The following is a 21,951-nucleotide window of genomic DNA, read 5'->3' as shown; positions in this document are numbered from 1 at the left end:
ATGGACTTTTTACTAGATGCCTCTTTATTTGCCTCGACGCTTCGGATGGTAACGCCGATTCTGCTTGCGGCACTGGGCGGTGCCATATGTGCGCGGGTTGGCTTGTTTAACGTAGGCCTTGAAGGTTTAATCCTTATCGGCGCATTCTCTGCCATCGTTGGCAACCACTTTACAGGCAATGTTTTTGCGGCGGTGTTGTTTGCCGTTTTTTGCTCGCTTCTATTCTCCGTCATCTTCGGGTATATGAGCATCCATCTCAAAGCCAACGTTATCGTAGTCGGGATCGCGCTCAATTTCTTGGCACTTGGCCTCACCACCTTCTCCTTGCGCGCAATCTTTGATGTGAAAGGCGCATACTACAATAAGGATATGGTTGGTTTGCCGAAGTGGGATATTCCGCTTCTCAAAGACATACCTTGGCTTGGGGATGTGCTGTCGGGGCATTCACCGCTCGTTTATCTATCGATTCTGCTCGTTATCGGCTTGCAGTATTTCTTGTTCAAGACCGTATCCGGCTTCCGGCTGCTTGCTTCAGGGGAGAACCCGACCGCGGCAAGGAGCCTTGGCATTAAAGTGTCTAGGATTCAGTACGGCGCAGTGCTCATATGCGGCATGTTATGCGGACTTGCAGGCGCGCAGCTGTCCCTGGGCAATGTAACGATGTTCACCGAGGGCATGACGTCTGGCCGGGGCTTTATCGCGCTGGTAGCCACCATGCTCGGACAATCGAATCCGATCGGCGTCATGGCTTCAAGCATGCTCTTTGGCTTTATGGATGCGCTCAGCATCCGGCTGCAAGGCTTTGCTCTGCCTACGCATTTCACGATGATGCTGCCGTATATCGTGACGATTATCGCTATGTTGTTTTTCAAAGATAAAGGCTATATGCAGGAAGCACGCAAATCAAACGAAAGCTCCAGGTAGCAGATAAGGAGGAAGACGATGCACAAAAAAGCAGAGCGTTTAAAAAAAGTAACAAGCATTAAGCAAGCGGCGGTTTCGCCCGAGGTTGCGCATCGTGTCCCGCCCGGCCAAACGGTAACGGAACGATTCCCGATTCTCCATGAGGGAGAGGTGCCCGAATATGACATAAACAGCTGGTCACTTCGCGTGTTTGGCGAGGTGGAGGAGGAGCGTACGTTCAGCTTCGAGGAGCTGCTTGCGCTTCCGCAGACGAAGACGGTTTGCGATATTCACTGTGTGACGAGATGGTCGAAGCTTGATACGGAATGGGAAGGCATTAAGTTCAAGGATTTGATGCAGCTGCTCAAGGTGAAGCCTGATGCCAAATATGCGATGATTCACGCGGACGAGGATTACGATACGAATGTGCCGCTTGCGGATTTGCTGGAAGAGAACGTATTGCTCGCGCACCGCTTCGATGGAGAGCCGCTTACAGATAAGCATGGCTGGCCGATGCGCTTGCTCGTTCCTCACTTGTATTTCTGGAAAAGCGCGAAGTGGATCACAGGCATCGAATTCATGAAGGAGGACCGCGAGGGTTTCTGGGAGCGCAACGGCTTCCATAACTATGCGGATCCTTTCCAAGAACAGCGCTTCAGCAGCGAAGAAAACGAAATGCCTGAGGACGAATGGTTGAAGAAGGAGTTTGATTAATAAGATGCTGCCTATATTACAGGTTAATCCAGAAGATTTGCCGGCTTATGCAATCGTGTGCGGAGACCCGGGCCGGGCGGAGCTAATCGCTCAGAAGCTTGATCATGCCAAGGAGCTTGCGTTCGCGCGCGAGTACCGGACGTTTGTTGGCGAATACGAAGGCGTGCGGCTGGCTGTCGTCAGCCATGGCGTTGGTTCCCCAGGCGCGGCCGTTTGCTTCGAGGAGCTCATTCGCGGCGGCGTTAAGACGCTTATTCGCGTAGGTACGGCCGGATCTTATTCTGCTGACCATCCCGCGGGCAGCCTAGTGGTAAGCACGGCCGCTGTAAGGGCGGAAGGCTTGACGCATCAGCTGGTGCCTGCCGGTTTCCCGGCAATCGCGGACAGCGAGGTTACAGAGGCGCTTTATGCTGCGGCTAAGGAAAGCGAAGGCATCGTGAAGAAGGGCATTACCGTAACGTTAGATGTCTTTTTCTCGGGTGTCGTTGACATTCCCCATAAGGCGTACAAGCAGTCAGGAGCGATTGCCGTTGAAATGGAAATCGCGGCGCTTTACATTATTGCAACACTCCGCGGCGCGCGCGCTGGTGCTATTCTAGCGCTGGACGGATACGCGGATGCTGATTTAGCGGGTGAATACGATCCGCATACCGACCTTGTTGCGAAGGCGGTAGAGCGTGAGATTGACACGGCGCTGCGTGCTGTAGCTAAGCTGGCTTCCGTGTAACAACCTAGCTGCTGGGCAAGGGGGACGCATACAATGGGCGGAACGCTTTTTAAGAAGGAATGGATGATTGGCGATTTGCATCCGCATGTGTTCGCCTATTATTTCAGGCAATGGTCGGATTATTCGATGGCCTTTCACACGCATGATTCGATTGAGATCATGTATGTGATTTCCGGTGCTTGCGCGATTGAGCTCGAAGGAACGGCGGAGGCAGAAGGCTGCGATATGACGCTTAAAAAAGGCGACTTCGTCATCTTGAACGCCAATATGCCGCATCGGTTAACGGTTGATGAGCGAGGACCATGCCGAATGCTGAACGTGGAATTTGATTTCAGGGAGCGCCTGGCGGCGTTCCCTTCTATGCGTCAGCTTGCTGTGGAGGACGAATTTGTGGCGGAATTGATCACAGAGCCGTCCTCTTATTTGTTTTTGCGTGATCCAAGCGAGGTTTATCAGGTGCTCAAAAGCTTGGTGCTAGAGCTTGACCGCAAAGGGAAAAATCTGAATATGAAAGCGGAGCTGCTATTTGCTCAGCTGATCCTTGCGATTGCCAGACTTCGAAGCGAAACGGGTTCAGAGGGCGCGAGTCCCATTGACCGTTACGTGAAGCAAGCGATTGAATATATGCACCATAACTATGACCGCGATATACAAGTCAAAGATATTGCGGCTGCAGTCAGCCTGCATCCCGGTTACTTGCACCGGGTATTCCGAGCGCAGCTCGGCAAAACGATAACCGGCTATTTGACTGAGCTTCGAATGGAGAAGGCCATGATGCTGCTGCGCGAGACGGATATCGCGATTGCTGATATTTGCGATTATGTAGGCGTAGGAAGCAGGCAATACTTTCATGCGATGTTCAAAAAGTATACGGGCAGCACGCCTATCGCTTATCGGAACTCGCTCAATACGCAAATATGGGATTATCGCGGGCAAATTAGCGCCAATGAAAGTGACGATTTCTGACAAGGAATAGACCATGAAGTCACAATTTTGATAACGCTTCCTTCAGATCGTTGCTACAATATAGAGGAGATAGAACGACTCTATTAAACGATAATCGGAGGCTGATTCGCATGTCTGCTTTTAAAATAACTTTCATTGGTGCAGGATCGATCGGATTTACGCGCGGCTTAATGCGGGATTTGCTTGCTGTTCCTGAATTTCAAAACATCGAGCTTGCGTTCACCGATATAAACGCGCATAACCTTGAGATGGTTACGGCGCTTTGCCAGCGTGACATTCATGAGAACGGACTCTCGATCCAGATTCAATCGACTACGGATCGCCGCGAGGCGCTGAAGGATGCGAAGTACGTAATTTGTACAATTCGCGTCGGAGGCCTTGAAGCTTTTGCAACAGACGTGGACATTCCGCTGAAATACGGCGTCGATCAATGCGTAGGCGATACGCTGAGCGCAGGCGGCATTATGTACGGACAGCGCGGCATCGCGGAGATGATGAACATTTGTCGTGATATTCGCGAGGTTGCAGCAGAGGATGTGCTTCTGCTTAACTATGCGAATCCGATGGCTATGATGACATGGGCATGCAATAAATACGGCGGTGTGCGGACGATTGGCTTATGCCATGGGGTACAGGGCGGCCATTGGCAGATTGCTGAAGCATTCGGCCTTAAAAAAGAGGAAGTCGATATCATTTGTGCAGGCATCAACCATCAGACGTGGTATATCCAAATTAAGCATAACGGCGAGGACCTGACCGGCAAGCTGCTGGAAGCCTTCGAGAAGCATCCAGACTTTAGCCGTACGGAGAAAGTGCGCATTGACATGCTGCGCCGCTTCGGTTATTACAGCACGGAATCGAACGGTCACTTGAGCGAATATGTGCCTTGGTACCGTAAACGCCCAGAGGAAATTAACGATTGGATTGATCTCAGCTCGTGGATTAATGGAGAAACAGGCGGTTATTTGCGGGTATGCACGGAAGGACGCAACTGGTTCGAGACGGATTTCCCTAACTGGATGAAGGATCCTGCCAATGAATTTAAAAGCGAGCTGCGCAGCCATGAGCATGGCTCCTATATTATCGAGGGATTGGAAACGGGACGCGTGTATCGCGGACATTTCAACGTAGAGAATAACGGCGTTATTGCGAATCTGCCTAATGATGCAATCATCGAGGCTCCAGGTTATGTAGACCGCAATGGCATCTCCATGCCAACGGTTGGCGATCTGCCGCTTGGGGCGGCAGCGGTATGCAATGTCAGCATATCCGTGCAGCGCCTGGCAGTAGAGGCTGCAATTCATGGCGACGACAAGCTGCTGCGTCAAGCGTTCATGATGGACCCGCTTGTAGGCGCCGTCTGCAACCCTAATGAAATTTGGCAAATGGTCGATGAGATGCTTGTGGCGCAGGAGCAATGGCTGCCGCAGTATTCGGAATCTATTGCAGCTGCCAAGAAACGCCAAACAGAAGGCCCGCTGCTTCCTACCCGTGATTACGCAGGTGCAGCGCGCCTAAAAGTGAAGACGGTTGAAGAGATGCAGCAGGACCGTGACGCAGCGAATAAGAACGCTGGCGATTCGGATAAAGGCAAGGAGCGCGTCTAACGCGGCGCGTACTTCAGCTCAATCGGCTCTAAGATAGCTCCGGGAGGGCTCCATGCAGGAGGACCGAACTTTTTGAGATAACCAAGCGTGTTGAGAAAATCTGCAGCAGGCATTTCCTCGTCCATCTTGCGGAAGATTTCCCAGCAGGCGATAACATCGTTAAGCGCTCGGTGTCCGCCAATCAGAGGTATGCCGTAACGGTCCGACATATCCTTCAGCGTATGCGGATAGACATGTCGAGCACGGCTGATCGTTAGCGTATCGATGAAGCTGTTCGTAAACGATCTCCCTGCGATGCGTAGCAAGGAATGGTGCAGGAAGCCGAGATCGAAGGCGGCATTATGCGCAATAATAACGTTATCGCCAAGCATGCGGTTTAAGATGCGGAATGCGGTATCCTCATCCATCCCGGCAGCGGTCATTTCATCGGTAATGCCGGTTAGCTCCGTTATTTTGGCAGAAAGCTTGCCATCATAGCGGACCAAGGTGCTGAATTCGCTGGCGATCTCACCGTTCACGCAGCGGATTGCAGCCATTTCAATGACGCGATCCTTCTTCGGATCGAGTCCGCTCGTTTCAAAGTCAATGACGGTATAATCATGTGCATTCATAGCTGTTTCACCACTTTTTCTAGTAATAAGGTAAGGTTCTATACGCATATTATTCGCTAAAAGTGATAAATAACCTTTTATTTGGCGGATGAAACAAGAGACGGTTTAGGAGAGTGGCAAATGCCTCTCGCTGAACCCGTCTCTTTTTATTTTGCAGAGGTATAAGTACTAAACCTACATGCAGCAAGCAAATATGTCGCTTTACCTGTTCCAATCAACGGTACGGAACGTATTTGTGTCCGCTGACGCATTAGCTTTCAAGCATAATAATGCGCTAAGCAATCCATCTTCCAGCGGCGTAGCGGATTGCTCAAGCCCGCGCATGACCCTCGTGAAGTTAAGGAGCAGCTTCTTGTCCCCTCCGCCATGCCCATCGTAGGCGTTGGCGTCAAGCTGATGGGTTTCCACCCGTGCTTCATGATGCATGAACACCTTCAATTCGCTTGTGTACCAATCAAATTCCAATGTTCCTTTATAGCCGAGCAGCCGTGCGCCGCGTTTTGCTGCGGCACGCCGAGCGAAAAAGTTTTGCGAATACGACACATGCATGCCGGTATCATATCGAATAAGCGCACTTCCAGAATCTTCATTCCCGGTGTCTTCGGCGAAGCTGCAATATTTTCCTAATGCATGGTTTAATGAGCTTTCAGGGCAAATATATTTTTCATCGCAATCCGTACATTGCAAGCCTGCTTTTTTATCGCCTTTATAGATCTGCTTCGATTTCATTGCGCATACCGCCGCTGGATTCTGGCCAACCAGATAATTGATGTAATTGAAATCATGCGTAGCCTTCTGCAGGAACAAGCCACCGGTAATCTGTTCATCTCTATACCAATTCTGGTAATATACATTGCCATAGGGAACATTGTTAACGGCTTGAACATGTTCCACCGTACCGATCTTCCCGGAATCAATAATCTCTTTGGCCAGCTTTACCAAAGGTGTGTTCTTCAAAGGAAAGGAGACGACAACCTGCGAATGAGAGGCCTCATAACCTGCTTTTAACCGAAATAAATCATCGTAAGTCGTTGCAACCGGTTTCTCAAGAAACAACGGCAAATTTCGCTTCAGCACCTTCAGAGCGATTTCCGTATGCAGATTACAGCGTGTGCCTACAACAACGCCATCCAACGTTACGTTATCCAAGAGCTCATCTGCCCTCTCGAACCATTGGACCTGTTCGGAATGGTCGAACGTTACCGACGGCTTAAGCTCTCCCATGCGCGGATCGGCAATGGCGACGATCTGACAACTGGGATCTACTTTTGATAATTCCGTGAATATGCCTTCAATTCGAGCGCCGTACCCAATAATACCGATTCTCATCGCATATCATCCTATCTACATAAAATTTAAAATATATTGCTTATTTCCGATATGGTACATAAATAGTAACATTCGAATATAAGGATGTATTTGCGTGTTTCCGTGATAAAGTTGTCATAAATCGATTTGTTTTCTGGAGAAGGGGAGATTCAGCCATAGCAGCCTCACATGTAAAACCTCGTAAATTTGTGAGCCGGGAACTGTTGCCGAGTGTACATTGGGCACAGAATCAATATGTTTTAAGCATGCGCGGAACGACCCGTAGATTATATGATTTTGAATTTATGTATGTGATTGCGGGCGAGATGCGCGTACATTTCAGCAATGAGCCCGATCCGACCACATACAATGCCGGGGATCTGTTATTTCTGCAGTCGGCTGATTATCATCGGATAGAAATTACATCTGCGCCAGGCGCACAATTGCTAGGCATTCATTTTGACTTTTACGATGAGCTGGATATCGGAAATGATCTCGGCGTCATTGTCGACGAACAGGCGGTACACGATGACCATTTCTGTTTCCTGCCGGTTAACGGACAGGGAGAGGCTATATTTGCCCGTCGCTATACTTCTATTCCTCAGGAGATTGTGCGTTGGATGGATGTCATAAAGGATGAGTTTATGTCCGCTAGGCCAGAATTCGAAACGGTATGCAGAGGTTTGATGCTGCTTATTATTACCGCACTAATGAGACATCAAGAGAAAATCGTAAGGGTAGCCTTACCTGCCTATGACAAGGCGCTTCATGAATTGACAGAGGAACTGCATCAGAATATGCATATGCAATGGTCTAATTCAGCCATGGCGCATCGTCTTAATCTAAGTGAGGACCATTTCATTCGCTTGTTCAAAGAAACCTTCGGGACAACACCGTACCAGTATTTACAGCGTATTCGCCATCATGAAGCTATCAAATATTTGCGAGAGTCGGATTTGAAGATCGAATATATTGGTGCGCTTGTGGGATATAAAGACCTTCATCAATTCAGTCATGTATTCAAAAAATGGCAAGGGGTTTCACCTAGGATGTACCGGAGGATGTGCAATATTTTATGATACAGGCACGCTTCCCAAATGGAGATGGCATAATCTTCCTACGTACGAAAATTCGTGCCGTCCAGCGATTTCAAGTCAAGGCTGTAACCTTAATCGAGAGAACAATGAACTAAAACAAAGAATAGGTTTCCTACAGCTTGCCATATGGGGGGCTAGTGGCTTATTTGACCAAGAGAGCGCTTTCTTGCCTGAGGGGAATACGGAATCGATATGATAAGATAAATAAAAAGAAAACGTTATCCAGTTGAAGTACAACGGGGGATGCAGCAGATGGGGAATGGGACCAGATTTTGGACCAAAATAAACCTTTTTAAAGGTGCACCGCTATCTCCTGAAAGCAAACTGAGCAAGAATGCCGTCACGGCACTGCTCATTCATTGCTGCTTTCAGTTCGGCGCATCCATGTCAGGCTTGTTTTTAAATTTATACTTATGGCGGTTAACGCAGGATTTGATGATCAACGGGATTTACAACATCATCGTATTTTTGCTCACACCGCCTGCATTCGCGCTTGGCGGATGGATTGCCAAACGGCGTGACCGAATGGTTACCTACCGGCTCGGAATCGTGATGATCGCGGTCTTTTATTTGATGGTCGTCATTGCTCAGGAGCATGTCGCGCAATATTACATACTGTTTGCTATTTTCAACGGGATTGCCGCGGGCTTGTATTGGACCGGTTACTTAGTCATTCAATACGATGTCTCAACCGAAGCGAACCGCATCCGTTTTCTTGCGATCAATATGATTGCGTTTAATGCTTCCGGGCTTGCCGGACCTGCGCTAGCCGGGTTCATCATTCAGCGCAGCGAAGGATTGCAGGGGTATGTCATTATCTTTTCCATGGCGTTTATTATGTTTCTGATCGCTGCGATTGTGAGCTTCCGTATTCCGATGATTCAATCCCATCACAAAGCGTATTATTTGAAATTCATGGGGCTTGTTATGAACAAGAACCGGCGATGGAAGAAAGCCTTGTTTAGTTTTTTCGTGCTCGGCCTATTCCAGGGCATTATGCTTTTTTTGCCAAATATCATGCTTTTCCAAACCGTCGGCCGCGAGGATTGGGTCGGGTACTTAGGGGTATTTTTCTCCTCGCTTACCGTTGCTACCGGGTATGTCATATCAAGAAAAGCGCAGAAAGAGCAAGTACGCAAATATGTGCTGCTCTCTACGACAGGCGTGGCACTCGGATCGTCGCTGCTGCTTGTCCAAGTTGAGTTTTGGTCAGTCGCCATATTTATGATTTTGTTCTCCATTTGCAACCCGCTCGCTGTCAACACGCTGACTTCTTATTATTACCGCTTAATCGGCACGCTGCCATTGAAAGGGCAGCTTCGCGTAGAGTCTGTGGTCATGCGGGAGCTCTTCCTTAATGTTGGGAGAGTGTTGTCCATTACGCTGCTTATCTTTCTAGCCAAGGATTTGGAATCGATATGGATGCCTGTTGTGCTCTTCGCAATGGCCGTGCTGCAGTATATTTCGGTGCTGTTGATAAAAGAGGAGCCCTGCTCGGAAAAAGCGCTGTAAAATAAAGCGTGTCAGTCGCCTCTGCTTCCGGAAACGGGAGCAGAGGCTTTTTGCTGCCCAGCTTCTGCCCTGCCCGCAGAAATACGTGGACGATAACTACGCCTACGGGCTATCATTAGCCACACTTGCAGGCATGTTTCTTCTGAATGAAACATGCCTGAAACAGGTCCAGCATGGATTTACGCGGACTTACGCTGAGAAAGACATAAAGCTTTGCAGCAGCTCGCGAAGCCGTGCGGGATTGCCAAGCATAGGCAGATGACCAGTATTCATGCTTAGCACGGCATGAGGGTCCAAATTGGCAATCATTTTATTTTGCAAAGCGGGGCTGAGCTCCCTGTCATTGCTTAGCTTCACATACAGCTTTTTCACCGATGGCACAACCGCATCAGAACGGTCTAAATATACGCGGAGAGACTCAGGGATAAATCCGTCAATAAGCTCGGTTGCCTGCTCCTCTGTTAGATCATGGCATATTCCGGCGCGAATAGCAGATCTGGGAGGCTTGGTTCCGAACATCCGCAGGAGGGCTCCCATCAGGATTCTATTCGGCATGGGGAGAGTCGAGAGGAATGAATTGCCCTTGCTTGGAATAATCGCGCCAATTGCTATAAAGCCTGCAATTCGCTCCTTGAACTCTTCTGCTAGTCGAAGGGCAAGCACACCTCCTAAAGAATGGGCAACGATTATGAATCGCTTAATGCCCCATTGCTTGATTTGCTCATGCATATAAGCCGTATAATCCGCCAAAGTTAGCTTGTTCCCTGCTTCATGACGACTGCTTCGATTCGGATAATCAACGAGTAAATAAGGATATCCGAGACTCTCCACCGTTTTACTCCAGATCCCGCTGTTCAAACCGGCCCCATGGATGAATATGAAACCAACTTCTTGCGGCAAAGCATCGATCTTATTCATGTGTATTCCCCCCACTAATCAATCGTTTGGATTGGTGCTGCACTTATATCCTATCCTCTAAATAAGACAGATATTGTCTTGTTTGAAAATTAAGCTAAAATAAAGGGAGTGAAAGTGAGGGTTGCCTTTGCAGAAGTCGCAGCGGCTTATTCAATTAATGATGATTGTTAATGCGAGGAGATCATTCACGGTACAGGAGCTAGCCGATGAATTCGGCATATCCACTCGCACGATTACGAGGGATTTGCTCGAGCTAAGCGAGCTAGGCGTGCCAGTCTATTCCGTACAGGGCCGCGGTGGCGGATATAGGCTGCTGCAGGAGCGATTGCTTCCGCCGATCAGCTTCACGGAAAGCGAAGCGGTTGCTATGTTTTTTGCCGGACAGTCCTTGGATTATTTCAGCTCGCTTCCGTTTGGAGAAGGGGCGAGCTCGGCGCTCCATAAGTTTTATCATTACTTGCCCGCGGATATGAAGGAACATATCGACCAGCTGAGAAATAGGATTGCACTCTATAGCCCTTACCGGGAAATGTCCCCCATTATATTGCAAACTCTCCTACAAGCGATTATGAATCGCAGCGTTGTATCGGTGTCGTATCGTTCCGGCAATGGAGTGAGTCTGCGGGATATTCAACCTATTGGACTGTATGCGAGCTCTGGTTATTGGTATTGCCCAGCGTATTGCTTCATGCGAGATGAGATCAGGCAATTCAGAGCGGATCGGATGATTTCTGTGGAAATGAACCCGAATGTAGAAAGTCGTGAAGAAATCGAACAGCTGACGCTGCTGGATAAACCAAATAAGCAGCTGCTTGAACAAACGCTGCTGCAGCTGGAACTAACGCAGCAAGGAGTTTGGCAGCTGGAAACGAATACGCGCTTTGCGCCTTTTATTAGCCGGAATGAAGATGGGAGCGGTACAGCTGCTGTACCAATTGTCTTAGAGGATCTGCCATTCTATATCGAGCTTATCTGGTCGCTTGGGGTGAAAGCCAAAATTGTCGCGCCTGCAGAAGGGGTAGCTTCAATGACTCAGAAGATTAGGAACATGCAAGAATTATATTATTCATAACGAGCAAAGGACGAATAGAGCAGTGTAGGCGGCGAACTGCTGCGCACTCATGGGCTAACCGAAGATAAATGTTCATGGTTTAGGCGTAGGGGCTGGTTCAAATAGTAATTAATGCAATAAAATAAATGAAAAAACATAAGCTATCTAGTATAATCAAGGCATACGGTAAATCCTTGCATAAGTTGGTGCCCAGAGTGAGTATGCTATTGGATATGAAGACGGTTATGGTCTTGATTGTATTTGGACATATTTTTTCGGTTATTCTCATCAGCGCCTATTGGCGTACCCATATGAAAGATCACTTGCTGAGCATGTTTCTAATCGCTAAAGCTACGCAAGTCCTTGCTTGGCTGGTGATCGTCATGCGGAACGGCATTCCGGATTTGTTAACGATTTCGCTGACAAACTCGCTTCTCTTTATCGGTTTCTCGCTAGAAACAGCTGCGATGCTGAAGCTTCAGCAGCGCTTCAGTCGTTCGATCCCAATGGTATACCTTACGCTGACGATCCTTGTCATTGCCGCTTTTCATATCGTTTTGTTCACAAGCAATCAGGAGAATGTAAGAATTGCAGTGGCTTCGATTGGAATCGCATTGTTTATGGCGGTACCAGCCTATTTATTGATTCGCTCAAAGAATCCGTCGTTTATTAAGAGAACAATCGGCTTTCTGTATGTTTCAATATTGGTTTCGCTGCTCGGAAGATCGTTCATTGCGCTTGGTACGCATGAAATGATCGGTATGTTCACGCCAAGCATCTATCAGACCTTTACGTTTCTGTCGTTATTTTTAATTATGTTCATCGGCAACATTGGCTTTGTTCTTCTTCTGAAGGAACAGGCGGATCAAGAGCTGGAAAGGCTCGCTAATTATGACGATTTGACGGGTGTTCTCAACCGAAGGACGTTTATTTCATTTTCCATGCGAATGATTGCCGAGCACGCTAGAAGAGGCGAGCATTTGTCTCTTGTACTATTTGACATTGACCATTTCAAGAAGATTAATGATACCTATGGGCATGCAATCGGCGACCGCGCGCTGCAGCAGCTGTCTGCACACATAGGCTCCCTGCTGCGCAGCAAGGACTGCTTCAGCCGATACGGCGGTGATGAATTCGCTATTCTGCTGCCAGAGACGGATGAGTACGAGGCCGACCAGCTGGTGGAAGCATTAAGGCAGTCCACCATGCAGGTACTTGTTCCCGAGATGGCGAGCAGGCTATCTATAAGCCTAGGCGTCGTTACCGTCCTTCCGACGGAGCAAACGAAGCTGGAATCGCTTTACAAGCTTTGTGACAAAGCGTTATACACGGCCAAGGATAACGGGCGCAACGTAGCTGCCCGGATGGAAATGGCAGCAATGATAGGCTGAACCTGCTTTTAATGACTACATACAGACCGATGTTTGCGCTTGGCGCTGACGTCGGTTTTTTGCATTCTTTACACCATTATTATAAAAGTTAAGGAAATCTTCATGTTTTCTTTAGTGATACATTACGTTTGCTAGAGCTGTCTTATCTATACTTAAAGTGAAAGAAAAGGCGAGCCTATTTGCCTAAATAGAAGGAGATGCTGGAGAGATGACGAGTACGCCCGTTATTGCGATTAAACGATTATCCAAAATATATGGAAGCAGTCCTGTAAATCAGGTCTATGCATTAAAAGATATTTCTTTCACGATGCAGGAAGGCGAGTTCATTGGCATTATGGGAGCTTCCGGCTCTGGCAAGACTACGCTGCTTAATGTCATTTCAACGTTGGACAATCCAACGGAAGGTACGATTAGCATTGCTGGTACGGATATTACCCGCATGAAATCGGGGGAGCTCTCGGATTTTCGCGCCGAGCAGCTCGGATTTATTTTTCAAGACTTTAATTTGCTGGACAACTTAACGGTATACGAGAATATTGCACTGCCGCTTTCTCTTCAAAACATGGCCGTCGGTCAAATGAAAAGCAAGGTGAACGAGGTCTTGGAGAAGCTTGGCATATCCCTGATCGCGGATAAGTATCCGGCCATGATCTCCGGCGGGCAGAGGCAGCGTACCGCAGCCGCCCGCGCGCTCGTGCATAAGCCTGCGCTGCTGCTTGGCGACGAACCGACAGGCTCCCTCGATCTGAAAAATGCAGTCAGCCTGCTTGAGACGATGAAGCGCTTGAATGAAGAAGATCGAATATCAATTCTAATGGTTACGCATGATGCGTTCAGCGCCAGCTATTGCGGGAAAATTGTGTTTATTCAGGACGGTCGGCTGGTTCAGGAGCTGCATCGCACCGGCAGTCGGGAAGTATTCTATAAGCAAATATTGGATGTGCTTGGCGACTATGGCAAGGCGGCAGCGTCGGCGACAAGTCCAATTTTGGAGGCTACCTATGCTCAGGAGAGGCGCTGAGGTGGGCTTATGTTATTCAAACTAGCATTGTCAGGCATGAAGAGCAGAGCCAAAGATTATTTGATCCTGTTAGCGGGACTGGTCATGTCGATCTCCATATTTTATATGTTTCAGACGATGGCTTGGAATCGCAGCTTTACGGAAGCGAATGGCGTCATTGATTCTATACAGCTCGTCTATAACATGGGTTCATTTCTGTTGTCGGCGATTACGCTTTTTTACATTTTGTACGCGAATGGATTTCTTCTTTCGCTGCGCCAGCGCGAGTACGGCTTATATCTGGTGCTCGGCGCTAGAAAAAGAAAAATTCGCTCGCTCATGTTCATCGAGACGATTGCGGTCGGAATCCTTTCGTTAGGAATCGGTCTAACGCTTGGTTTTGGTTTGTCCGCTTTAGTCGGTAGGCTGATGGCTGCTCAGCTTCATGTAACCTTGACTGGTTACCACGCCGTATACGGGCCTGCTGTTTTATTTACCTTTGTTTTCTTTGTCGCATTGTTCGGCTTGTCAGCGCTTTGGAATCAATTGAAGCTTGCAAGGCTTCAAGTGCTGCAGCTCGTGCATGGCCATTCACAAGCCGACCAGTTGTGGAAAAGCAGCGTGTGGAAGAGAGTGCTTGGTGTTCTAGGGCTAATTGCTTTAGGACTTGGATATTTTTCATTAACCTTCATGGAGCAGCTGCGGGAGATTGGACTGTTTACCGCTACGTTTATGACCCCAATCGGTACCTACCTTTTGTTTATGGTGCTGCTGCCTCCATTTGTGGCGATGCTGAAAAATCGCAACAGCTTGCGGGGATTACGAGCCTTTACCTTCGGTCAATTAAGCTTCCGGATTAACGGATTAACGAAGCTGCTGGCGACGGTTGCGATGCTGATTGCCCTTGGAGCGGGTGCAATTGCTGGAGGGATGGCTTTTATAAACGATGCAAAAATAAAAAGCGAAAGCTACAGCGTATACGATATGATTGTCCATAATCCGCTGCCTGAGGAAGAGAAGCTGCTTAACGCTATTCCGTTTGTGGATCGGCTGCAATATCGCTACAAGGTTGAGAATGGGAAGCTCTATTATGCGCGTGGCGATCTAGAGAAGCAAAGGCCGCTCATTCAATCGCAGCAAGGGAAGAAGGAAGTGGACTCATTAATCCGCGTAACGGAGAAGCTGCCTGTCGGAGAGGCAGGTGCCGGAGCGGCGAACAGCCCGGAATGGGATTCCTTTCTGTGGACGATCGCGCCTGATCAGTCCATGGGGTATCTTATTGTCGAAGAAGATCAATTCGAAGCGATACCGGTTGAGGCGAAATACATCATCATTGGGAAAACGAATGACTTTCTAGCCCATCGTGCGTCTTGGGCAGCACTTGATGAACTGAGCATAAGCAAGCATAAAGATGGTTACATGCCTTGGAGCAAATTTCAATATTACCAGAATGCAATCGGCAACGCGAGCGGAACTTTTTTTATGGGCTTTTTCCTCGGCATCGCCTTCTTGGCTATGATGGCAAGCTGTCTAATGTTCAAGGTGCTCTCTGGCGCCGCAAAGGACGTACAACGTTATGAAATGCTGAGTAAGATCGGCGTGAGGCGCGAGAAGCTGATTCGCTCGATTTATCAGGAGCTCTTCCTGGTCTTCCTTTTTCCTGGTATCGCAGGGGTGCTGCATGTCCTTGTCGGGATGAGGTTGTTCGCCTTTATCCTTGAGGAGCCTTATTATAAGCTATGGATACCGCTTGTCTTGTTTGCTGTTATTTATTTCGTCTATTATATGCTGACCGTTAAGCTTTATCAGAATCTAGTACTAGCAGGACGCAAGAGAGCTGCCGTATAAAATATAAATGGGGAAGAAGCTGTCCGAGTAAAATTCGGACAGCTTCTTTTTTCTTGGGACAAGACATTCGCCATCCTGCAACTTCTCTCGACTATTTGCGTCTAAATTCTGACACAGAAATATTTGGGAGGCGATAGAATGAAACGAATAAGCTCTTACCTGTTCGTTTTTCTATTTATCATAGCAGGATGCAGCAGTGAAAAGGAACTGGCTTCCGTTGCCGTTATCGACCAGGAGGCGACTAATTCCGTAAAGCAAACGATCAAAATGCCGAAGGATATGCCAAGCACCTTCGATTTCATGGTCCGTTACGGCTACGGCACGGCAAACAAAAACGAGATTAACACCTTTCAAGGCACGATAACAAAGGACTTAATCGCGAACGGAACGGCGACGACGCCAATGAAGTTTACCAAGGAAGAGCTGCGCAGCATTTATAATAAAATGAGAGAAATGGATATAATGAGCGAGAAGAAGCTGGAGACCGAAGTCAAAGGCTGTGAAACCGTCCCTTATAATGAAGATATTTGGGAAGTCAATGTAAATGGGAATACCGTAACGATGTCTTGGACCGATCGGTACTGCAGCCAAACGGTCGAAGCCGAGCAGCTGCTGGAGCTGCGCCAATTCGTGGAGCTAATCGTTCAGGAGCGAACGGAATATCAAAATTTGCCTGAATCCGAAGGCGGCTATGAATAACTGAGACATGCTCATCATAATGGCCATTACTTTGATCGAAATAGGGGATGGACAGGCTTGGATGAAGCAGCGCATACCCGTGGACATTCACTTATTCATGCAAGATAATCCTCTATAAGGTTTCTACAACCCCCGCAAATAACAGCAGTCCTGACTGGAGATCTTGAACGGCGAACAGAAAAGGGCGGTTGATATCCATCTCAAAGGTTTTGCTTGGCGGAGCGCTCCCGCCATCCAGGCCCATCCTCGTAACGGCAGCAGCTTCCGTGCCGCGTTCGGAAACGTCAATGATCGTTTTGTGCAGGATGTGGTTGATGTATAGATGATTGCCGTCAGCTGTATCAGCCATCATACTGAAGTCGGATCTCTGGCTGTCGAAAGGCAGGCTCATGCCCATCGCCTTTAAGGTATCGGCAAGATCAAGCTGATTTTCTATACGGAATTTCGGCAATGTTAGCTTTCCTTGAACCGAATCAAAGCGTTTGGTCCAGAAATCATCTTGTGTCAGCAGCTGTTCAATTAAAACGGAACGGTCTGCATTTGGCTGGGGAAGCACGACGAGCATCCCCATCTGTCCATCGCCGTAAGGCAGCCGAACCGCTTGATAATCGGCGGTTTCCTCGTATTCATATAGTTGCTGCTGATGCATATAAGAAACTTGAGGCGTATTCCCGTCAGCGTTTGTAAAGCTCCCCATTTTGGTTTGTTCCGGCTTAAAGGGGTCTTTCCAAGTTCCGTTGAAATAAAGCGCATTAATCAGCATCAGCTTCGTAGCTTCCGGAATCGGTTTATCGATAATAGTCGGAATTAGACCGTTCGTTTGTTCGTTCACCCATTTATTGATTTCTTTACTAGTAGCTGGTTGAGATAGATCACGCTCATTCAGCTCGGCGGCATAAGTGTCCTTCACTCGTCCGAGATAGTCCTCCCTAAAGGGCCAGCCCTTTTGGAGCCAAAGCGAATTGGCAATGGTCAGCTTGATGCCAGGGCCTGGCTGGCGAAGTAGCTCGTTTAGCTTTTGTTGTCCTTTATTTAACTCATCGCGAGTGAGTTTATCTACAAGCATAGTGCTCGCCATTTGGTCAAACGTGGCGCCACTTGCTCCATTAATAGCCATAGCTAATGCTTGGGTAAGGCTAATAGGAGAGACGGTTACATTTTCTCCTTTGTCAGCATCGTAGACTTGCTTCAGGACTGACAGGCCGAACGCGTTCACGGCTGTCACTACCCGATTATCTGCTTGACTAGCTAGCTGGGCACGATCCCTATTTGTAATTTTCGTTTCGGTGGTTTGCCCACAAGCCGTAAGGAGCAATGAGGCGGCAACAGCTATGATTTGAAGTTTGCGAACCATGAAATATCCCCCATTTATTGAAAGTGTTACCTATACAACGATCAGCAGTGGAGGAAAGTTGCTGCATAAGATTGCGAAGTACCTATCGATGCGCCAAAGGAACAAAAAATTAACAACACAACATATTGTTAATTTTTTGTTCTTTGCGCCCGGAAGACCTCATTTCTTATACAATAAGAGCATTCGGTTCATTCAGGAGGCCAAGCAAATGAGGTCATTTTCGAAGGAAGAAAAAAGCTGGATGTGGTACGATTGGGGACATTCTGCCTACTCGATTATCATTTCAACGGCCGTGTTCCCGCTTTTTTATAAAGCGGCGGCAGAGGACGCAGGTGTTAGCGCAGCGAATTCTACAGCTTACTTGGGATATACGATTGCGATTTCGACGTTTATCCTTGCTTTGCTAGGGCCGATCTTAGGCACGATTGCCGATTACCAAGGCTTCAAAAAAACGTTTTTTGCCGGCTTCAGTTTGCTTGGCATTATTGCTACCGCGCTGCTTACGTTCATTCCGAATGACAGCTGGGAGCTGCTGCTCGTCTGTTATATGTTCATTGCGATCGGCTCGGCGGGGTCTAATGTGTTCTATGACGCATTCCTCGTGGATGTCACCGACGACACGCGGATGAATAAAGTGTCTGCCCGCGGATTTGCGATCGGATATATCGGGAGCACGATCCCCTTTATTATCAGTATTGCCATTATTCTTCTAGCTCAGCAAGAGGTTTTGTCGATATCCGTCACGGCGGCAAGCCAGATGGCGTTCTTCATAACGGCTCTTTGGTGGGGCGTATTTACTCTGCCGATGCTCCGCAACGTACGTCAGAAGCATTACTTGAACCGCGAGCCCCGAATCGTCGCGAACAGCTTTAGGCGCCTTTACGAAACATTAAAGCAAATCAAGCAGCATCGAGCGATTTTCTTGTTTCTGCTCGCTTATTTTTTCTATATCGACGGCGTCGGGACGATTATCACGATGTCTACCGCTTATGGAACCGATCTCGGCATCGAATCGACGGACCTGCTTATCATATTGTTCGTCACGCAAGTGGTTGCTGCTCCGTTCGCGATGTTGTACGGGCGTTTAGCTGATCTGTTTTCTAGCAAAATCATGCTGTACGTCGGTATTTGCGTCTATATCATCGTATGCATCTACGCCTATTTCATGAAGTCGGCGTTCGACTTCTGGGTGCTGGCCATGCTGGTTGCCACCTCGCAAGGCGGCATCCAGGCGCTGAGCCGGTCTTACTTCGCACGGATGGTGCCTAAGGAGAATGCGAACCGGTTTTTCGGGTTTTACAATATTTTCGATAAGTTCGCTTCGATTATGGGTCCGCTCCTTGTCGGCGTAACCGCGCAGCTTACCGGCCATACGAGCATGGGCGTATTCAGCCTCATTATCCTGTTCATCGTAGGGATCGTCATTCTTAAGCGAGTGCCGGAACCGGGAGCATGAAAAAAAACCGCCCGCGCTAGCAAAGGGGAACGGTTTTTTTCCATTATCTTACCTGCTGTTTTAGGCTGTCCTGCCCAATGAAACAATCGAATAAGATCGTCTTTTATTTCTGTATGGAATACTTTAAATGAACAATATGGCTGTTCGTTTGTTTGCCATCCCATTCCGTGTAAAGGAGAGCTTTGCCGGATGGGCTCCAAGCAGTCACGGCATTGTCGACATCTACTGCCAGCGAGGTGGACTTGCCGGTTAACATATCGTAGACATAGAGCCCTTTTATGGTCGTTCCGTTTACGTCCGCCTTCTCGCTGTACGCTATCATCCGCTGATCCAGCGACCATGAAACTCCGCCGAGCTCCGTGCCCTCTGCGATCGTTTTTTGATTTTTCCCGTCTGCGTCGCTTAGAATCAACTTGCTTTTGGTGCCATTAGTTTGCAATATGAGCAATTGATTCCCATCGGGCGAGGAGACTACGCGATAAACATGGTCTATACCCAAATTTGTTTTTTCCTTGGTACTCAGGTTCATCACCATTAAGGATTCATCGGATTGGGTATTGTAATAAACCTTATCCTTTATTTTTTCAACGATATACAATGCTTCCTCATTCAATCCTGCGAGCGGAGCGATGCTCCCTGACGTGCTTGCCGTATAGGCACCGCCGCTGTAAGCTGCGCCGATAATTGTTTTTTCGTCCGCCCATTTGGCACTAACGGCTCCTCCGATAGAGCCCCCAGTAATTCCGAATGATTCCAATGTATCGAGATTCAACACATAATAGACAGGATCGCCCAAATCGAATTGTTGATACAGCAAATGCTTTCTATCGGAAGATAAGGTCGCTTCACCTAAAAATACATTATCCTGTTCCTTTAGCAGCTCGTATTGTTTAGTATTCAGATTGTACAAATACAAGCTTTTAGGATAGGAATCCGCCAATTCTTCCAGCTTCATTTTGTCTAGCGACGTATTTTCTTTTGAAACGACGACGGTTTCCTCATCGATCCAGTCAGTAAATGCCACATTTTCATAAGCTTCTACTTTTTCCACGGAAACATCAGGCTCGCCTGTCTCCTTGCCAGCATTATCAATGACCGTTATCGTTTCGCCGGGCTCTTTGATAATCACCTTGCTATTGTTATCTTCCGAGCTGCAGGCTGCAGTGAACACAAGCAATGCTGCTGCCAACCCCATTATGGCCATTTTTGTTTTCTTCATCATGATCGCCTCCTTGATACCTACAATATCAAGAAATTGTACCCAAAATACAAACGAATGTTTCCAAGATGTAAACAAATGCATCGAAATGGCACATGAATTGCTCGGTTATGTTGGTTTATAAACGGGAAAAGAGATTCTGAATACGGTTCCTGTCTTATCCGTCCTCACAAGAGCGATAGAGCCCCCTTGTAATTCGGTATATTGCTTCGCAAGCGAAAGTCCGAGTCCTGCTCCGCCATTTTCCCGGGATCTGTTTTTATCAACGGTGTAGAAAGGCTCGAAAATCTTGTGTACCACCTCTTCCGGAATGCCTATGCCCGAATCGGCGATTTCAATGATAACCCGGCCGTCTTTGATCTCACTTATCACCAAAATATGACCATTCGCTTTATTGTATTTAATGGCGTTATCCAGAAGATTGATAAGCACAATGGTCATGCAGTCTTTATCAGCTTCTACATACGCCTCGGTTAAAACCGTTTCCAGCCGCAAACCGAACTTATCCAGCTTGCCTCTCAGGCTGTTCAGTACGAATTCAATCGCTTGCTGTACGTCGATCTTTTCCTTGTTGAATTCAAAATCATATTTTTCCAATGAGGCTAATTGCAGAACCTTTTCCACCATTTCGTACAACCGTTGCGTTTCGCTATTGATATTTGTTTTTGCCGTTTCAAGCAGCTCCTCGTCATCCGGATACATATGGAGCAGATCGATATAGGCTTTGATAGATGTTAACGGCGTTTTAAATTCATGTGTAACGCTGCCGATAAACTGCTTTTGCTGCTGATCAAGCTTGGATAACTTATGGACCGCCATGGTTAGCTTTTCGCGTTCCTGATCCTTATCCCGCATCGTTCTCATAATTTGCTCGCTCATATCGCGAATCCCTTCGCTCAGCTCGCCGATTTCATCCTTTCGTGCGAGCGTGTCTATCTCAAATTGTCCCTCCCGAATCCGATCCACCGCAGCATTCAGCCTGATGATCTTACTTGCAAATGAATTGAAGTAGAAATAAGCGAGAATAAAGCTAAGCAAAAACACACCAGTTCCAATATAAATGAACAATTTCTTGATTTGGTTGTAAAAGGCAAGGTTCTTTGCAAGGGAGTAATTAAACTGTACAACGCCGACTTGCTCATTGCCTGTTTTTAACGGGGTCATGTAATACAACGAATCGTTGTCCGTCAAATAGGCTGTTTTATTTTTCAGCGCAAAGGCTAATGTTTTACTTATGCTGCCGGATGTCATGCTCGATTTATCTTTATTCATGATGACCCCTTGCAGATCATACACGACGACCGAATGCCCGCTAATCAATTCCAATTGACCTGCAAAATCCTTGCCTTTCTCGGCGAGAAAGGTATGAGGCACTTTATTAGACTCGGCCATAAGGGTCTGGATAAAATATACGTTTGCGGTCGCTCCTTGCTGGGCCAAATACTGCTCAACCTCTAGCTGTTGATTTTTTTGAATGCCTTCCAGTACCAGCAAGCTTAGAATGAAAACAGTTAGGAGCAATAGGGCAGCCAAAAAAATACTGAATTTAAATTTTATGCTGATTCTCATT

Annotated in this window: 19 protein-coding genes; 13 read left to right on the top strand and 6 right to left on the bottom strand. The window is 47.7% G+C overall.

The genetic code is table 11. The features are described from left to right. The 5 genes from AB4Z29_RS15080 (at position 1) to AB4Z29_RS15060 (ending at position 4,917) form a co-directional block, all read left to right on the top strand. Entirely contained in the window at positions 1-924 is a 924-nt protein-coding gene (locus AB4Z29_RS15080) for an ABC transporter permease (RefSeq protein WP_441943865.1), read from the top strand. 18 nt (positions 925-942) lie between these two features. Continuing rightward, a complete protein-coding gene (locus AB4Z29_RS15075; protein WP_441943864.1) occupies positions 943-1,617 on the top strand; it encodes a sulfite oxidase-like oxidoreductase in 675 nt (224 codons plus the stop codon). A gap of 4 nt (positions 1,618-1,621) precedes the next feature. Further along, the gene (locus AB4Z29_RS15070; protein ID WP_441943863.1) at positions 1,622-2,344 is read left to right on the top strand and encodes a nucleoside phosphorylase; all 723 of its coding nucleotides are present in this window, start codon (positions 1,622-1,624) and stop codon (positions 2,342-2,344) included. A gap of 33 nt (positions 2,345-2,377) precedes the next feature. Beyond that, entirely contained in the window at positions 2,378-3,310 is a 933-nt protein-coding gene (locus tag AB4Z29_RS15065) for an AraC family transcriptional regulator (RefSeq protein WP_441943862.1), read from the top strand. A gap of 110 nt (positions 3,311-3,420) precedes the next feature. Then, on the top strand, positions 3,421-4,917 hold the full coding sequence (locus AB4Z29_RS15060; protein WP_441943861.1) for an alpha-glucosidase/alpha-galactosidase: 1,497 nt from the start codon (positions 3,421-3,423) through the stop codon (positions 4,915-4,917). On the opposite strand, the gene AB4Z29_RS15055 is transcribed toward AB4Z29_RS15060, so the two are convergent. After that, complete coding sequence (locus tag AB4Z29_RS15055; RefSeq protein ID WP_441943860.1) at positions 4,914-5,528, bottom strand: 3'-5' exonuclease; 615 nt, start codon at positions 5,526-5,528, stop codon at positions 4,914-4,916. The two genes, AB4Z29_RS15060 and AB4Z29_RS15055, sit on opposite strands and share 4 nt — an antisense overlap. Before the next feature lie 201 nt (positions 5,529-5,729). After that, positions 5,730-6,857: a Gfo/Idh/MocA family protein gene (locus tag AB4Z29_RS15050; protein WP_441943859.1), complete on the bottom strand. Its 1,128-nt coding sequence runs from the start codon at positions 6,855-6,857 to the stop codon at positions 5,730-5,732. 203 nt (positions 6,858-7,060) lie between these two features. Between AB4Z29_RS15050 and AB4Z29_RS15045 the strand changes: the two genes are divergently transcribed. Both AB4Z29_RS15045 and AB4Z29_RS15040 read left to right on the top strand, forming a co-directional pair. Continuing rightward, complete coding sequence (locus tag AB4Z29_RS15045) at positions 7,061-7,915, top strand: helix-turn-helix domain-containing protein (protein WP_441943858.1); 855 nt, start codon at positions 7,061-7,063, stop codon at positions 7,913-7,915. 270 nt (positions 7,916-8,185) lie between these two features. After that, positions 8,186-9,445, top strand: coding sequence for an MFS transporter (locus AB4Z29_RS15040; RefSeq protein ID WP_441943857.1), 1,260 nt, complete (start codon positions 8,186-8,188; stop codon positions 9,443-9,445). A gap of 189 nt (positions 9,446-9,634) precedes the next feature. On the opposite strand, the gene AB4Z29_RS15035 is transcribed toward AB4Z29_RS15040, so the two are convergent. Further along, a complete protein-coding gene (locus AB4Z29_RS15035) occupies positions 9,635-10,363 on the bottom strand; it encodes an alpha/beta fold hydrolase (RefSeq protein WP_441943856.1) in 729 nt (242 codons plus the stop codon). A 127-nt stretch (positions 10,364-10,490) separates the two neighbouring features. Between AB4Z29_RS15035 and AB4Z29_RS15030 the strand changes: the two genes are divergently transcribed. The 5 genes from AB4Z29_RS15030 to AB4Z29_RS15010 all read left to right on the top strand — a co-directional run bounded on the left by AB4Z29_RS15030 (position 10,491) and on the right by AB4Z29_RS15010 (position 16,352). Then, the gene (locus AB4Z29_RS15030; RefSeq protein ID WP_441943855.1) at positions 10,491-11,435 is read left to right on the top strand and encodes a helix-turn-helix transcriptional regulator; all 945 of its coding nucleotides are present in this window, start codon (positions 10,491-10,493) and stop codon (positions 11,433-11,435) included. A gap of 200 nt (positions 11,436-11,635) precedes the next feature. Continuing rightward, positions 11,636-12,805, top strand: a complete 1,170-nt coding sequence (locus AB4Z29_RS15025; RefSeq protein WP_441943951.1) for a GGDEF domain-containing protein — start codon at positions 11,636-11,638, stop codon at positions 12,803-12,805. Between the two features lie 208 nt (positions 12,806-13,013). Further along, the gene (locus AB4Z29_RS15020) at positions 13,014-13,826 is read left to right on the top strand and encodes an ABC transporter ATP-binding protein (RefSeq protein WP_441943854.1); all 813 of its coding nucleotides are present in this window, start codon (positions 13,014-13,016) and stop codon (positions 13,824-13,826) included. Between the two features lie 9 nt (positions 13,827-13,835). Next, complete coding sequence (locus AB4Z29_RS15015; protein WP_441943853.1) at positions 13,836-15,653, top strand: FtsX-like permease family protein; 1,818 nt, start codon at positions 13,836-13,838, stop codon at positions 15,651-15,653. Between the two features lie 138 nt (positions 15,654-15,791). Then, positions 15,792-16,352, top strand: a complete 561-nt coding sequence (locus AB4Z29_RS15010) for a hypothetical protein (RefSeq protein WP_441943852.1) — start codon at positions 15,792-15,794, stop codon at positions 16,350-16,352. Between the two features lie 112 nt (positions 16,353-16,464). Here AB4Z29_RS15010 and AB4Z29_RS15005 read toward each other — a convergent pair whose 3' ends face one another. Next, on the bottom strand, positions 16,465-17,706 hold the full coding sequence (locus AB4Z29_RS15005) for a serpin family protein (RefSeq protein WP_441943851.1): 1,242 nt from the start codon (positions 17,704-17,706) through the stop codon (positions 16,465-16,467). A 208-nt stretch (positions 17,707-17,914) separates the two neighbouring features. On the opposite strand from AB4Z29_RS15005, the gene AB4Z29_RS15000 reads away from it, so the two are divergent. After that, positions 17,915-19,162: an MFS transporter gene (locus tag AB4Z29_RS15000; RefSeq protein ID WP_441943850.1), complete on the top strand. Its 1,248-nt coding sequence runs from the start codon at positions 17,915-17,917 to the stop codon at positions 19,160-19,162. Between the two features lie 103 nt (positions 19,163-19,265). Here AB4Z29_RS15000 and AB4Z29_RS14995 read toward each other — a convergent pair whose 3' ends face one another. After that, positions 19,266-20,384 carry a TolB family protein gene (locus AB4Z29_RS14995; protein ID WP_441943849.1) on the bottom strand — a complete coding sequence of 373 codons (1,119 nt, stop codon included), beginning with the start codon at positions 20,382-20,384 and terminating at the stop codon, positions 19,266-19,268. A 105-nt stretch (positions 20,385-20,489) separates the two neighbouring features. Then, entirely contained in the window at positions 20,490-21,950 is a 1,461-nt protein-coding gene (locus AB4Z29_RS14990; RefSeq protein WP_441943848.1) for an ATP-binding protein, read from the bottom strand. Position 21,951: the final 1 nt, after the last annotated feature.

It is taken from the genome of Paenibacillus sp. 2TAB23, assembly GCF_052115165.1.
Taxonomy (GTDB): Bacteria; Bacillota; Bacilli; order Paenibacillales; family Paenibacillaceae; genus Pristimantibacillus.
The sequence above is the reverse complement of the archived record's forward strand: the minus strand, read 5'-3'. Positions and strand labels throughout refer to the sequence as shown.

Excerpts from the sequence above, each read along its gene's own strand:
- AB4Z29_RS15050 (WP_441943859.1), bottom strand. The coding sequence starts at position 6,857 with ATGAGAATCGGTATTATTGGGTACGGCGCTCGAATTGAAGGCATATTC.
- AB4Z29_RS15075 (WP_441943864.1), top strand. The coding sequence starts at position 943 with ATGCACAAAAAAGCAGAGCGTTTAAAAAAAGTAACAAGCATTAAGCAA.
- AB4Z29_RS15020 (WP_441943854.1), top strand. The coding sequence starts at position 13,014 with ATGACGAGTACGCCCGTTATTGCGATTAAACGATTATCCAAAATATAT.
- AB4Z29_RS15015 (WP_441943853.1), top strand. The coding sequence starts at position 13,836 with ATGTTATTCAAACTAGCATTGTCAGGCATGAAGAGCAGAGCCAAAGAT.
- AB4Z29_RS15080 (WP_441943865.1), top strand. The coding sequence starts at position 1 with ATGGACTTTTTACTAGATGCCTCTTTATTTGCCTCGACGCTTCGGATG.
- AB4Z29_RS15065 (WP_441943862.1), top strand. The coding sequence starts at position 2,378 with ATGGGCGGAACGCTTTTTAAGAAGGAATGGATGATTGGCGATTTGCAT.
- AB4Z29_RS15060 (WP_441943861.1), top strand. The coding sequence starts at position 3,421 with ATGTCTGCTTTTAAAATAACTTTCATTGGTGCAGGATCGATCGGATTT.
- AB4Z29_RS14990 (WP_441943848.1), bottom strand. The coding sequence starts at position 21,950 with ATGAGAATCAGCATAAAATTTAAATTCAGTATTTTTTTGGCTGCCCTA.
- AB4Z29_RS15040 (WP_441943857.1), top strand. The coding sequence starts at position 8,186 with ATGGGGAATGGGACCAGATTTTGGACCAAAATAAACCTTTTTAAAGGT.
- AB4Z29_RS15025 (WP_441943951.1), top strand. The coding sequence starts at position 11,636 with ATGCTATTGGATATGAAGACGGTTATGGTCTTGATTGTATTTGGACAT.
- AB4Z29_RS15055 (WP_441943860.1), bottom strand. The coding sequence starts at position 5,528 with ATGAATGCACATGATTATACCGTCATTGACTTTGAAACGAGCGGACTC.
- AB4Z29_RS15005 (WP_441943851.1), bottom strand. The coding sequence starts at position 17,706 with ATGGTTCGCAAACTTCAAATCATAGCTGTTGCCGCCTCATTGCTCCTT.
- AB4Z29_RS15010 (WP_441943852.1), top strand. The coding sequence starts at position 15,792 with ATGAAACGAATAAGCTCTTACCTGTTCGTTTTTCTATTTATCATAGCA.
- AB4Z29_RS14995 (WP_441943849.1), bottom strand. The coding sequence starts at position 20,384 with ATGATGAAGAAAACAAAAATGGCCATAATGGGGTTGGCAGCAGCATTG.
- AB4Z29_RS15035 (WP_441943856.1), bottom strand. The coding sequence starts at position 10,363 with ATGAATAAGATCGATGCTTTGCCGCAAGAAGTTGGTTTCATATTCATC.
- AB4Z29_RS15070 (WP_441943863.1), top strand. The coding sequence starts at position 1,622 with ATGCTGCCTATATTACAGGTTAATCCAGAAGATTTGCCGGCTTATGCA.
- AB4Z29_RS15000 (WP_441943850.1), top strand. The coding sequence starts at position 17,915 with ATGAGGTCATTTTCGAAGGAAGAAAAAAGCTGGATGTGGTACGATTGG.